The sequence below is a fragment of the Agriterribacter humi genome (genome assembly GCF_009192765.1).
Lineage (GTDB): Bacteria > Bacteroidota > Bacteroidia > Chitinophagales > Chitinophagaceae > Agriterribacter > Agriterribacter humi.
The window spans coordinates 239617-253806 of the sequence record NZ_VOHQ01000001.1; the positions used below are offsets into that span (position 1 = coordinate 239617).

Below are 14190 nucleotides of genomic sequence, written 5' to 3' on the forward strand. Positions count from 1 at the left end.
GGTATATCAATAATTTCCTGTTGCGTTACCGCATTATACAAAAGTCATCATGCCCGACAACATCAATATACCCGAATCCATTACAGGATTAAGTGCATCCGAAGTTGAAGCAGCCCGAAAACAGTACGGCGCCAACCACCAGATAACCCCTGATACTAATCAATGGTGGCGTGTATTGCTGGAGATGCTGAAAGAACCCATGCTGCTTATTTTAATTGCGGTAACTGCCATTTATTTTGCAATGGGTGAATATGGCGAGGCTTATTTTATGCTTGTAGCTATTATCATTGTCTCTGGTATTTCGTTTTACCAGGATAACCGCAGCCGTAAAGCACTGGAAGCGCTCGAAAAAATAAATCAACCCTCAAGCCAGGTTATAAGGAACGGTCAACTGCAAAATATACCCACTAAGGATATAGTGGTGGGTGATATGTTGCTGGTAGCAGAGGGCGATACCATTAACGCGGATGGCAAAATAGTACATAGCAATGATTTTTCCGTTAATGAATCCATGCTCACCGGCGAAGCCTATTCGGTATTTAAATCTCCCGACGCAAAGGATAACTTGATATACAGTGGCACATTGGTAGCCTCCGGTCTTGCAGTATGCCAGGTAGAGCAGGTAGGCAAACAAACAAAAATTGGGAAAATCGGAGAATCCATATCGCGCATTCGTGAAGAAGCTACGCCCCTGCAATTGCAAATTGAAAAGTTTGTAAAAACAATGGCGGTTGCAGGAGTTGTTGTTTTTTTATTGGTATGGCTGGTAAACTATTGGGAAAGCAGGAGTTTGGCCGACAGCCTTTTAAAAGGACTTACCCTGGCCATGAGCGTTTTGCCGGAAGAGATACCCGTTGCATTCACCACCTTTATGGCATTGGGTTCATGGCGGTTAATGCAACTGGGTATCATCGTAAAAAAAATACGCATAGTGGAAACGCTTGGCAGTGCTACGGTTATATGCGTAGATAAAACCGGTACCATTACCCAAAACAGGATGAGCTTACAGTCGGTATATGCATACGCCAACCACACCCTTTATGAAAACAACAATTGGCAGGATGATGCTGCGCGGTTGGTAATACGGTATGCCATGTGGGCAAGCGAACCCGTTCCTTTCGATCCGATGGAAAAAACCTTACACAAGGCTTACGAAAACAGTACCGCGCAAGATGAGCGTAAAGGGCACAATATGATACATGAGTACCCGCTGAACGGTAAGCCACCAATGATGACACACTTGTTTGAAAACAAGGATGGCAAACGCATCATAGCTGCCAAGGGTGCACCCGAAGCTATTATAGCCGTAAGCCGGCTTTCTGAAAAAGATAAAACAGCGATGCTGGAACAGGTGAATGTATTAGCGGAAAAGGGGTGTCGTGTATTGGGTGTAGCCTCATCTTCTTTTGAGGGAACTGATTTTCCGGTAAAGCAACAGGATTTCCCTTTTCAATTGTTGGGACTGGTGGCGTTTTACGATCCTCCAAAAGCAAATATCAGATCGGTTTTTGAAAAATTTTACCAGGCAGGCATTGCTGTTAAAATTATAACAGGCGATAACGAAGTTACTACCAGGGCTATCGCACAGCAGGCGGGATTAAAAAACGCGGGAGTAACCATGAATGGAGAAGACCTGCTACAGCTTTCAGAAGCAGAAATGCAAAACCGGCTTAAAGAAATAAATATTTTCACCCGCATGTTTCCCGAAGCAAAATTAGCTGCCATTAACGCATTAAAAAACGATAAGCAAATTGTGGCTATGACGGGTGATGGCGTGAATGATGCTCCCGCCTTAAAAGCTGCCCATATTGGAATTGCCATGGGAAATAAGGGAACAGAAATAGCCAAACAGGCGGCAGCGCTTATTTTGGCGGATGATGATTTATCAAAAATGGCAGATGCAGTGGGCATAGGACGCCGCATATATACCAATATTAAAAAGGCGGTACAATATATTGTTTCCATCCACATACCTATTATACTAACGGTATCATTACCGCTTTTCCTGGGATGGGTATACCCGGCCATTTTTACACCTGTACATGTCATCTTCCTGGAACTGATCATGGGTCCAACCTGTTCCGTTGTATATGAAAATGAACCGATGGAACAGAATGCCATGCATGTTCCTCCGCGTCCGTTTACTTCCACTTTTTTATCCCTGCATGAAATGACGATCAGTATTGTGCAGGGACTGGCAATTACTGCCGGCGTACTGCTGATGTATCAATATGGTGTACAAAATGGGTATGATGAAGCCGGGACAAGAAGCCTGGTTTTTTCTACAGTGATACTTGCCAACATTTTCCTTACGCTGGCTAACCGTTCCTTTTACTATTCGTTACTATCCGAAATGCGTAACCGCAATACCCTGATGCTGTATATAATTTCAGCCACGGTAGTTATGCTGATGCTGATGCTGTATGTTCAGCCAATAGCGCGATTCTTTACCATTACACCGCTTTCCCTGAAGGATTTGCTTACCTGCTGCTTCGCAGCAGCCATTTCCGTATTATGGTTTGAAGTATGGAAATGGGCGAAAAGAAAAAGACTTATATCAGGAGTATGATATACTTTATCTGGGAGTGATGGCTATGGAAACCGAACCAATAAGCCAGAAAGATCGGGCATAAAATGCTGGTGACTTCCATTAATTGTTATATTTTGGCAATTATATCCTGCTATCAGTGTATAAAACGGGTGGCTTACTTAAATTAAAGGGTAGTGCACGCACTCATATAGCAGGCATCAGCAATAATCATTAATATGACGGAACTGGATACAGCGCATCTCGCATCTTTATTTGAACATGCAACCGAAGGCATTATACTTACCAATGGTAAAGGACAAATTACGATCGTTAATCCCGCTGCTGAACGCATGTTTAATTATGAAGCCGGCCAGATCATCGGGAAACCCATTGAATTGCTGATCCCTCAACGTTTTCACTCGCATCATGCAGAAGAGCGGGAAGGTTTTTACCATCATCCGCAAAACCGGGTTATGGGCTCGGGAAGAGACCTGTACGGAAAAAGAAGTGACGGATCGGAAATTCCGGTTGAAGTGAGCTTAAGCTTTTATAAAAGAGGAGATGAATTGTTTGTAACTGCTTTTATTGTAGATATTACGCATAGAAAAAAGATAGAGCAAAACATGCTGCAGCAGCAAATGGAGCTGGAAAAAATGACCAGCGATATGCGCAGACTAAACACACAGCTCGAAGTAAAAGTGGAGGAAAGAACACTGATATTAAAAGAAGCATTGCAAAAACTTGAACAATCCCAGAAAGAACTGAATGATGCACTCAGCAAAGAAAAGCAGCTCAGTGAAATTAAAAGCCGGTTTGTTTCTATAGCTTCCCACGAATTTCGTACACCACTCAGCACAGTACTATCTTCGGCTTCTTTACTTTCAAAATATACCACTACAGCCGAGCAGGATAAAAGAGACCGCCACGTAGAAAAAATTAAAAATGCTGTAAGAAATTTAAATGACATTTTAGATGATTTCCTGTCTCTTGGAAAATTAGAGGAGGGTAAAGTGGAAATACATCCCGTATTGTTTAACCTGGAAGAATTTATGGAAGAACTGGCTGAGGAGATGAAACCTTTACAAAAAGCAGGACAGCAGGTCATTTTTTCCTGCGAAGGAAATCCGGAGCTCTTTTCCGATAAGCGGTTGCTCAAAAATATTATCATTAACCTTCTTGCCAACGCTATTAAATTCTCAGCCGAAAACGCATCCATTGATATCAGGAGCAAGACAAGCCTTTTGCAGTTTGAAATTGAAATTGCAGACAATGGCATTGGTATTGCCAAAGAAGACCAGGAACATTTGTTTTCGAGCTTTTTCAGGGGAAGAAATGCGGTTAATATACAGGGAACAGGGTTGGGACTTCATATTATAAAAAGATATGCCGACATTTTAAATGGAACCATTAAAATAAAAAGTACTTTGGGCAAAGGAACTACTGTTACAGTTATTATTCCTCAAACCGGTCAAAAATCATAAGCCATGGCATCTGTTTTAGTTATTGACGACAATCCGGATATTCGCGATAATACTGCAGAAATACTGGAGCTTGCAGGATATACAAGCCTGACTGCGGAAAACGGAAAGAAGGGAATTGAAATAGCGCTTCGGGAAAAACCGGATATTATTATCTGCGATATTATGATGCCCGAATTAGATGGTTACGGCGTATTGCACCTGTTGCAAAAAAATGCCGATACCCGTAATATCCCCTTCATTTTTTTAACCGCAAAAACCGAAAGATCCGATCTGCGTAAAGGCATGGAAATGGGTGCTGATGATTATATTACCAAACCATTTGAAGAAATTGAACTACTGAATGCTGTGGAAGTGCGGCTCAAAAAAAGAGAAATTTTATCTCAGAAATATGTACCGGGTGCTTCAGGCATCACACAGTTCATGAAAGATGTAAATGATTCGGGACTTATACAACAACTTACCAATCAATATGATGTAGTACCTTATACCAGGAAGCAATTTCTTTACCAGGAAGGAAAGCGCTCCCGGTTTCTATATTATATAGTAAAAGGAAAAGTAAAAGGGTTCCGAACCCATGAAGATGGCAAAGAATATATTACCGACCTCTTTAGTGATGGAGATTTTATAGGCTATTCCCCTATCATTGAAGATAAAAACTACAACGATAGTGCTATCATACTTGAAGATGCGGATATTTTGCAGTTGCCCAGGGAAGATTTTCAGAAAATGATATACAATGATATTGCCGTAGCTACAAAATTCATTCACCTGATAACACAAAATGTAAAAGAAAAAGAAGAACGGTTACTGAACCTGGCATACAGTTCACTGCGCAAACGCGTAGCAAAGGCGCTGGTAGATATCCATACCAAGTTCAATGCAGGTACACCTTCAAAACGCATTGAAATATCAAGAGAGGACATCGCTCAGTATGTAGGCACGGCCACCGAATCGCTGATAAGGACTTTAAGCGATTTTAAATCCGAGAAACTGATCGAAATCAGGGAGGGCAAAATCATTGTTTCTCAGCCAGACCAGCTTAGTAACCTGCTTTATTAATCATTATCCCTGCTAAGATCATAATCATCTTTTATAGCATCTTTTTTGTTATCTGATGCTGAAATTTCCCTGCCATGCTCATTTTGTTGGGCAAGGGTCCAGTCATCCGTCATGGTAGTTTCCAGCCATATATTCCCCGAGCGCCTAAAAACCTGTGCATGTAAAGGAAACAGTTTGTCAAGCGCCTGCTCCAGTTCCCTTACTTTCATCTCTCCTACAATTTCTATGCTGCCTTCTGTAATTTTTTTTTGGGCTTCTGCAATGTTATGATCGCCTGGCAACAGGGGGCGCATACCATTACTTTTGAAAAACTCAATTTTCAAAAAAGGAAATGTACTGCTGAACGTCTTTTGTACATCACTAATTGGCAGCTTCGAAGAAATACGCAAATGCATGACGCGGTTTTACTTTCAAATATCTCTAAAAGTTCCGGCACATAAAAGAACCAGTATCATTATTGATCATGAGTTTTATCAGGTAGCTCCAAGTATGATAATAATCACAGAAAATACTGCTGAAACTGATCTGGGTCATCTATTCAAAACCGGATATCATTTAGTTTTGAAAAAAATTGAAAACATGTTTGGAAAATTAAATGCCGTTGAAATAGAAGCAGTAATTCAGCAGCAGCCGGTTGGCCGGATCGGATGCCACGCAGATGACTTAACTTATTTTGTACCAATTAGTTACGCGTACGATGGAACTTATATTTATGCACGTAGTTTTGAAGGTATGAAAATAAATATGATGCGAAAAAATCCCAGCGTTTGTTTCCAAACAGACAATACGAATGATCTTTCTAACTGGCAAAGTGTAATTTTGTGGGGAGTATTTGAAGAACTGGAAGGAGCAGAAAGGACCCAGGCCCTAAGGAAGCTCACAGAACGCACTTTACCTATTGTTTCCAGTGAAACCATGCACCTTACTCCCCAATGGCCTTTTATGCCAGAAGATATAAACAATATTAAAGGAATTGTTTTTCGTATACGTGTAACAGAAAAAACCGGGCGCTTTGAAAAAATAAAGGATAGAAATTTTTTTGCTACCTGAGTCATCTTTCCAAAATAGCGCATCATGAAAATTATTTTATTGTTGCTGCTTTCAGCCGTAGGAATTACCTCGGTTATTTGCAGTATTATTATGATTACAAATCCTGATGGCAGTATACTTCAATTATCACGCGATCTTCTAAAACCCACTCCATTTAAAGGGTTTTTTATACCAGGCCTGATACTGTTACTGGTTGGATTAACAAACGTTATTGCGGCAATCCTGCTATTATTGAAAAAAAGCAACTGGTATCGTTGGTCAATTACTGCCGGAGCAATAATAACCGGATGGATCATTGCGCAAATGATCCTGATCCAAACCGTAAGCGGGATGCAGGTGTTGTATTTGGGAGCAGGGCTATTTATCCTCTTACTCTCCTGGCAGCTCAGAGGGAAATGGGTGGTATAGCTTTGTGGAGGTAATACTGTTCACGTCCCTATTTTGTTGACCGCCGCAGTTTGCCGGCATCATCGCTTCTGCTAAGCAGTATATTCAGCGGTTCCCATTCCTCAATATAATCTGTACTTATTTTTAATAGCGCCACAAACGGGATAAATAATATCATACCCGAAACACCCCATAAAATACCCCCGGCAATAATGGCCACCAGCATAGCCCAGGTGCTTACATTCAATTGCACACCCACAACTCTCGGGAAAATAACATTGGCCTCAAGATATTGCACAACTGCAAAAATACCCACCACGCCGATCGGGTACCATATTGAACCGGTAGACAACCATGCCACTGAGATAGGCAACAAAGCACTCACAACAATACCAATATAAGGAATGATGGTCATGATAGCACAAAGCATTCCAAACAAAAAAGCATGTTCTATACCAAGCGCAAGCAGGCCAATGCTATTAAGCACTCCTACTATAATGTATACCAGTACCATGCCCTTAATATAATTAAAATAAACATCAATCATTTTCTGCAAAACCATATTCAGTTGCGGCAGGTAGCGGCTGGAAACGATCCTCTGAAGGAACCGAACAAATACACGGCGGTGATACAAAAACAATGCACTGTATATAGGGATCAGGAACAACATAAAAAGCATGTTCAGCGTATTATCAATCGCCGCTTTTACAATTCCGCCAGTGTTGCCTATACCCTGCTCCATCCAATTGGCTGTAGTAAGCCCAAAGCTTTCTGTGATCCACTGTTGTACTTCCTCCCCTGTAATCCGCAATTTTTTTATTAGTTCGGGCGCATCCTGGCGAAATACATTGATCTGCCAGATCAACAGCGCTGCAACCCCCGCAAAAAGAAGCGTTACAATCAACAGGCAAACAGCAATGGCAGCACTCCTGGGAAAATGGCGCTGCTCCAGCCATTTACAAACAGGATACAATATCATGGCAATGAGCAGCCCCAGAAACAAGGGTATAAAAAGCGTCTTCCCGAAATAGAGTATAATAGCTGCAAAAAATATGATCTGCAGATATTTAAGCGTATTGACTGCAGAGTGGGCCTGGTTTGTCATAATATAGAATAACATTTAATAAAAGTAATACCCTGTAATTCAATTGTCATCTTTTTCTAAACCACTTTTTTTAATTTAAAAAAGGTCCGGCATTGCAATGCTGTTCACAATTTCCTTTTTCAATTTTCTTTTCTCAGCCAGCCATATATTACGCAAAGATTGCATTTCATTTTTTTTAGTATGATCGTTTTTCTTCATTGCTCTTTTAAGAAAAGAAAGATCAACACAAAGATCATTATATATTCCTAACGCCTGAGCCAATTGCTCCGCCGCTTTCTCCTGGCGCTTATTCCAGAAAGTGAAAGGCAGTTTTATTTTCATTTCAGAATGGTATAGTTTTATAATATAGATGATATCTTTGAGGCCCTTCCTGATCGTATGCAATTCTTCATTAGAATAAGATCCTTTATTGGCGATGGATAAAATATTATCCAGCTTTAACCTAAAAAATGTCCTTACAGCAGCAGCGCCTATTTCATTTGGCAATTTCTTTTTCAACTTTAGTTCTGCTGCTAAGAAATCTTCGTCTGACAGCAATTTATTTTCCCTTTTCCCCCTTTTTTCAGCAACATCATTCCATACCATCTTTATTTCCGGGAACTGCTGTTTGTTGTTCTTAATGGCAGCTTTCATTCGTTTGTGGCGCAATTGCCTGTCACGCACTTTTCCTGCATATTTATACATCTTTTTAATCTTGGATGGAAGCTTCAGCTCATCTTCTTTTTTTAACTCCAATGACAGCAGCCGCAGGAATGCCCTCAGTTTTTTAATTTCAACCCTGAAAAGATGAATCGCTTCCGCACTGCCATCTTTTTTCATTTTCCCGGCATATTTTCTCAGCCTCTTAAAAAACATCCGGATGATATGTGCTGTGTTTTGCTTTATCACTACCACCATTTTTGTTTGCTATAAAAAGTTAACAATTGAACAATGCCGCTAACCAGAACTATAGGTACTTGCGGATTGTTCAGCCAAAATGCACTTGATGGACCAGGCAATCTCATTCAAAATAAATTCAAATGCTTTTAACATATCAATCGAACTGTTCCCAAAAGCTTTGTTGGTTATAAGATTTGATAGAGCTTTATATATTGAAGCAGCATGATTGTTTTTGCGTCTTTGATTTCTCCATTGTCAATCATATGCATCGCCTGTTCAACAGGGATCTCCAGCACTTCAATATTTTCCTGCTCGTGTTCCAACCCACCTCCTTCATGCACTTTCATAGATGCCGCATATTCCGCAATAAAAAAGTATAAGATTTCTGTTACCGAACCGGGAGACATATACGCCTCAAATATTTTACGAACATCTGTAACCTTATATCCTGTTTCTTCCTCTGTTTCTCTTTTAATACAATCTTCAGGGTTGTCTTTATCCAGCAAACCCGCACAGGCTTCAATCAGCATTCCACTGCTATTGCCGTTAATAAACGTGGGCAGCCTGAACTGCCTCGTAAGGATAATGGTCTTTTGTTCTTTGCTATAAAGTAATATCACGGCGCCATTACCCCTGTCGTAAGCTTCCCTGCTTTGTATTTGCGTTGTTCCATCTTTCTTTACATATTCATAAGTTATTTTTTTAAGCGTGTACCAGTTATCAGACAGGATTTCACTCTTTATAATATTCACCTTTTGTATCATTTTAAATATCTTTTTGAATTACAATTATGCCGGCCATTGGTTTTGTGAAGATATTTCATTTCCGGCCACAGGAAACAAACAGTCGAGGCCATTTAAAATTTAGCATTGCTATTCCTTCATTTGAAGAGTGGAGAATATTAAGCCTCATAGCGGTAAGTTTTAAAAATCCCTTATTATATGGCAAAAAAATCCCCACCGGAATCCGGTGGGGGAAGTACCAAAGGTTGTGAACGCATTATTCGCCTGCTACCAGGTTTATTTTAAAATTAATCTCATCGCTGATCAGATCGTCTTTCATCCCTTCATAAGCTACACCCCAATCTTTACGGTTAATATTAAAGTCGGCTTTAGCGGCGAACTTACCGGCGCTGCTTTCAATTACATCGGCTTCGTAAGTAATATTTTTTGTTGCATCGCGCAGGGTAAGATTGCCTGCTATAGCTATTTTATTATTACCAAGGTCCTTTACTCCGGTAATTTCAAATTTGCTGGTTGGATATTTTTCAACAGCAAAAAAGTCATCCGATTTCAGGTGATTTTCCAGCTTTCCCTTAAATTCAGGATCAGTAATATCTTTATTTTCAAGAGAAGTCATATCAATGATAAAAGAGCCGCCTGTGAGCTTACCTTCATTTATGATCAGGTCGCCACTTTGCAGTTCAATACTGCCGGTGTGCGCCCCGGTTACTTTTTTCCCGTGCCATGCAATGGTAGAAACTGCTGTATCAACCGTTAATTTATCACCTTCAACGGCTGCCGCTACCGCAGCATCTGTCGTTTCGGCTTTGTCGCCTTCGGGATTGCTTACACAACTTACCGCAAGGGCAGCAATAGAGAGAGAAAAAAATACTTTTTTCATTTTTGGTTATTTTAGTTTTAGAATACAAAATTAATGTTTAAACATTAATTTTAAGGAAGAATATAGCCTTTTTGGAGATAAATAAATAACTCAATCATAAGTAGCTGACAACCAATAAAAAATTATTCCCCAAAAACCAGCCCCTGTTGAAAACAATACTGTTTTCATAGTCATAAATAATTTTACACAATCCCAGGAGATATGACAATCAAAGATATAGTCCGGTTACGTTTAGCAAATCAGCAAATAGCAGGTCAGGTATTTACACAACCCGCTAAACTGGTCAGTTGGATGGGATGTGTACAAGCGCAGGACTATGCTGGGGCCAAATGGGCGATAGGCAACAGGATAAAAAAAATTACTGATGCAGCCATTGAACAACATTTCAATGAAGGAAATATCCTCCGTACGCATGTGTTGCGGCCCACCTGGCATTTTGTTTCGCCTAAGGATATTCATTGGATGCTGCATCTCACTGCCTCCAAAATCAGATCTTTCAGTAAAGGATACAATAAGCAACTGGGTATTGATCCCGGTATTTTAAAGCGCAGCAAAACCATCATCACCCGCGCATTGGAAAAAAATAAAAAAATGACACGTGAAGCATTGGATTTACTGCTGAACAAAGAAAAAATAAATACCGGTAATGGCAGAATCGGCGCCATATTAATGGATGCGGAATTAGATGCGCTGATCTGCAATGCCGGAAGAGATGGGAAACAATTTACTTATATATTGCTTGATGAACCATCGAAAAAAGAAAAGTCATTTACCAGGGATGAAGCTATCGCAACTTTAGCCAGTCGCTATTTCAGGAGCAGGGGACCGGCAACTATGGAGGACTTTGCATGGTGGAGCGGGTTAAGTATAACAGAGTCGCGCAAGGGAATTGAAATGAATAAAAGACAACTGGACTTTACAAACATAAATGGAAATACGTATTGGTTTTCTGTTGAACAACCAGCATCAAAGTTAAAGAACAACGCTGTTTTTTTATTGCCGGGATTTGATGAATATGCTGTTGCCTATAAAGACCGTACAGCTATCCTGTATCCAAAGTTTTTCACAACAGCCGGTTCGGGGCTGAAACCCATCATTATCCGCAATGGAAGAATAAGCGGTACATGGTCACGAACAGAAAAAAAAGATACGATTCAAATTGAAGCCGCAGTTTTTGAAAATTCAGACAAATCCACCTTTAAAAAAATAGCTGCTGCTTTAAAAAAATACGGGGAATTCAGGGAGAAGAAAATTGTTTTTCTACAGTGAAGGAAAAAGCCCATTCGCTGAAAAGAGTCTGTTCCTCAAACAGGTAACAATAGTAAAAAAAGACTCCGCCCGGCATCGTAGCCTGGCGAAGTCTTTTTTATGCGGGATAACTTATAAATGCTGTATTTTACTTCTTCCCTGTATATACTTCGTGATCTTTATTGCCACCCGAAACCAGGTAAGCGATCAGATCTTTTAATTCTTCACTGTTTAACCTGTTGATCATGCCCGGCAACATGGGAGATACATCGGACACCCTTGTACGCGCCACGTCTTTTTTAGGAATTTCCCTGACGATCTGCGGCGCAAAAGGATTCTGGGAAATAACATAGTTATCACCCTCTTCTTTGATGAGCCTTCCCAGCACAGAACCACCGTCTTTAAGATAAAATACGGTAGATCCGTATTGATCGGAAATTGTTTTGTCCGGCTCAATAATCGCTTCCAGTATATCCTTTGCGGAAAAACGGGTACCCAATTGCGTTAAGTCGGGACCTGCTACACCCCCCTCACCCTTCATGGTATGACAGGAGATACAAAGAGATGCAGCGAACATGGCTTTTCCCTGTTCAAAATTCCGGTTAACCAAGCCGCTGTCTATTACCGCAACTGCATCTTCCATTTTCCATCTTCTGCCGGGACCTTTAGGCTGTATGGCTGCATCTGCCAGCGCATTTCCTGTGCGATTCACAATCGAATCACCCGAAATAGTATTAAAATGTGCAAACTGCGCTTTTGGAACATTCTCCAGCGCATTGGTTCTTGATTTGTTAATAAATCCCCTGAAACTATGACCGCCTTTATAGCTAAATGCATTATAGAACCATTGGAAATATTTTTCGCGTAATTCAGGTGTCCACCCGGTTTTAGCTTTGCTCAATACATTGGCATAATAGGTTTGTTGCTGTGGCGGCACTTTCGATAACATATTGGCGATATCCATTCCATATTGGGGGTTACGCATAATAAGGTCGGAAGACGAAGTAAAGGTTTTTTGCGTATCCTCATCCTTTGCTGTAGCCATTAAAGCCATTGTTTTTTCCACGGCTTTAGGTGCTTCAATATATACCAGCACCTTACTTAACACCCGGTTAAGCTCATTGGTTTTTGCCGGGTATTGCGGATCAAGATATGCAATCACTTTTTCTTTTGTTGCCGCATCGGGCTGTCCCATCCGCGAGAACGCCAGTTCAAAGGCGCGAACAATATCTATTTGCTGTGGTTCGGAAAGTTTTCCATAATCAATGGCCATAAGTGCATTCAGCAATTGATTTTTTAGTCCGGCATCCCCCTGGCGGGCTAATGCGATAAGGGCCTGCGTAGCGGTTACAGGATCTTTTTCATCGAGTGCACGTTGCTGCCACTGGCTCACCGGCTGATGTTCAATGGCAATTCGCGCTGCATAACGTACAAAACGATCACTATTTTTTAATTGAGGCCATGCAAAATCAACAGCGCCCGTTTGTGGCGCTCCGTGATATGCTTCTAATTGCTTACGTAATTTACTTTCCGGAGTTTCTTCAGGTTTGCCCAATAACTCATCTGTTGTTTTTTCCTTATTGTCCTTATAATATACTCTGTAAAGATCTGATTCCAGCCTGCGACCACCGGTTAAAAAATACATTGCGCCATCCGGGCCTATCTCTCCATCGGTTAAAGGTAACGGCGATCCGGAAAGGAATTCTTCACCCGCTGCTTTGTAAGAAGCGCCATCGGCTTCAAGATGAACGGCATAGATAATACCAAAACTCCAGTCGAAAGCAAACAAAGTATTTTTATATTTTTCAGGGAACCGTGCATTTCCGCTGTACATCAGGTTGGTAGGAGACCCCTGCCCGACATTCAAAACCGGGGGCAAATTATCAGGGTACGATGGCGACCATTTGCTGTTGCCTGTGCGCCAGCCATATTCACTACCGCCGGTTACATGGCAAATACGCGTAGGACGATACCAGGGCGTTCCAAAATCCCATTCCATATCCGAATCATAAGTAAACAAATCACCCGCGGCATTAAACGCTATATCAAATGGATTGCGATATCCTGCGCTGATCAATTCCCAACGGTTACTTTCAGGATCAACTTTAGCAATCCATCCTCCGGGAGCTTTACGATCAACCGCATGCCCGTTAGGATCTGTTATTAAAGGAAAAAGATTATCCTCTTTCCAGTTCGAAGGCAACTGGTAAGCATCCAACTGCGGTATATCAGTATGATTACCGATAACAACATAAATGGATTTTTTATCGGGCGACAGTATGAGGCTATGCGGACCATGTTCCCCCTCTCCTTTCAGCGCCTTCAATAAGGTTACTTTATCAAACTGGTCATCTCCATCGGTGTCCTGCAGGCGGTATAACCCGCTTGTTCTGGTGGTTGCCTCATCATTTAAACTATTTACCATTACATACAAACTGTTGAATGCATACAACAAACCATGCGCAAACCCGATACCTACTTTCTTTTTACTGGTATCTCCCACAAGTGTGTTATCATTGGGTATGGCCAGTTTTTCAATGGTAGTTTTGGTCGTATCTCCAACAGGAGGTACCACCAGGCGGTATAACGAGCCGTACTGGTCGGAAGCGATGATACGCCCCTTGTCATCAAAGGTCATTGAAACCCATGAGCCATCCTCGTTTTCAGAAGGCCCAAACAAACGTTCAGCCGTAAAACCCGGCTGTAATTTTAATCTTTCTACTTTAGGATCTACAGGGCCTGTGGCTTCGGGACTTTTTCCGTCATTACAGGAAAAAAGTACGAGTGCAAAAGCTGCGACCGTTACAATTGATTTCACTGGCAAAAAA

Annotated in this window: 12 protein-coding genes; 6 read left to right on the forward strand and 6 right to left on the reverse strand. The window is 41.2% G+C overall.

Features of this window, described 5'->3' with window-relative positions; genetic code table 11:
* The first annotated feature begins 49 nt into the window (after positions 1-49).
* From FRX45_RS00865 to FRX45_RS00875, 3 genes are all read left to right on the forward strand, one after another.
* Positions 50-2569, forward strand: a complete 2520-nt coding sequence (locus FRX45_RS00865; RefSeq protein WP_152266497.1) for a cation-translocating P-type ATPase — start codon at positions 50-52, stop codon at positions 2567-2569.
* 197 nt (positions 2570-2766) lie between these two features.
* Complete coding sequence (locus tag FRX45_RS00870; RefSeq protein WP_152266498.1) at positions 2767-4011, forward strand: PAS domain-containing sensor histidine kinase; 1245 nt, start codon at positions 2767-2769, stop codon at positions 4009-4011.
* A gap of 3 nt (positions 4012-4014) precedes the next feature.
* The gene (locus FRX45_RS00875; RefSeq protein ID WP_152266499.1) at positions 4015-5070 is read left to right on the forward strand and encodes a response regulator; all 1056 of its coding nucleotides are present in this window, start codon (positions 4015-4017) and stop codon (positions 5068-5070) included.
* Here FRX45_RS00875 and FRX45_RS00880 read toward each other — a convergent pair.
* The gene (locus tag FRX45_RS00880; protein ID WP_193311536.1) at positions 5067-5465 is read right to left on the reverse strand and encodes a hypothetical protein; all 399 of its coding nucleotides are present in this window, start codon (positions 5463-5465) and stop codon (positions 5067-5069) included. The two genes, FRX45_RS00875 and FRX45_RS00880, sit on opposite strands and share 4 nt — an antisense overlap.
* 184 nt (positions 5466-5649) lie before the next feature.
* Between FRX45_RS00880 and FRX45_RS00885 the strand changes: the two genes are divergently transcribed.
* Positions 5650-6120, forward strand: a complete 471-nt coding sequence (locus tag FRX45_RS00885; protein ID WP_152266501.1) for a pyridoxamine 5'-phosphate oxidase family protein — start codon at positions 5650-5652, stop codon at positions 6118-6120.
* Positions 6121-6144: 24 nt separating this feature from the next.
* Positions 6145-6528 carry a hypothetical protein gene (locus tag FRX45_RS00890; RefSeq protein ID WP_152266502.1) on the forward strand — a complete coding sequence of 128 codons (384 nt, stop codon included), beginning with the start codon at positions 6145-6147 and terminating at the stop codon, positions 6526-6528.
* Between the two features lie 28 nt (positions 6529-6556).
* On the opposite strand, the gene FRX45_RS00895 is transcribed toward FRX45_RS00890, so the two are convergent.
* From FRX45_RS00895 to FRX45_RS00910, 4 genes are all read right to left on the reverse strand, one after another.
* Entirely contained in the window at positions 6557-7612 is a 1056-nt protein-coding gene (locus tag FRX45_RS00895; RefSeq protein ID WP_152266503.1) for an AI-2E family transporter, read from the reverse strand.
* Positions 7613-7687: 75 nt separating this feature from the next.
* A complete protein-coding gene (locus FRX45_RS00900; RefSeq protein WP_193311537.1) occupies positions 7688-8500 on the reverse strand; it encodes a CHAD domain-containing protein in 813 nt (270 codons plus the stop codon).
* 176 nt (positions 8501-8676) lie between these two features.
* Entirely contained in the window at positions 8677-9255 is a 579-nt protein-coding gene (gene nudK / locus FRX45_RS00905) for a GDP-mannose pyrophosphatase NudK (RefSeq protein ID WP_152266505.1), read from the reverse strand.
* 235 nt (positions 9256-9490) lie between these two features.
* Positions 9491-10114, reverse strand: coding sequence for a YceI family protein (locus FRX45_RS00910; protein ID WP_152266506.1), 624 nt, complete (start codon positions 10112-10114; stop codon positions 9491-9493).
* Positions 10115-10315: 201 nt separating this feature from the next.
* Between FRX45_RS00910 and FRX45_RS00915 the strand changes: the two genes are divergently transcribed.
* Positions 10316-11383, forward strand: a complete 1068-nt coding sequence (locus tag FRX45_RS00915; RefSeq protein ID WP_152266507.1) for a winged helix DNA-binding domain-containing protein — start codon at positions 10316-10318, stop codon at positions 11381-11383.
* A gap of 127 nt (positions 11384-11510) precedes the next feature.
* Here the strand turns inward: FRX45_RS00915 and FRX45_RS00920 are convergent, their stop codons facing one another.
* Positions 11511-14180 carry a c-type cytochrome gene (locus FRX45_RS00920; protein ID WP_226804824.1) on the reverse strand — a complete coding sequence of 890 codons (2670 nt, stop codon included), beginning with the start codon at positions 14178-14180 and terminating at the stop codon, positions 11511-11513.
* Positions 14181-14190 lie beyond the last annotated feature (10 nt).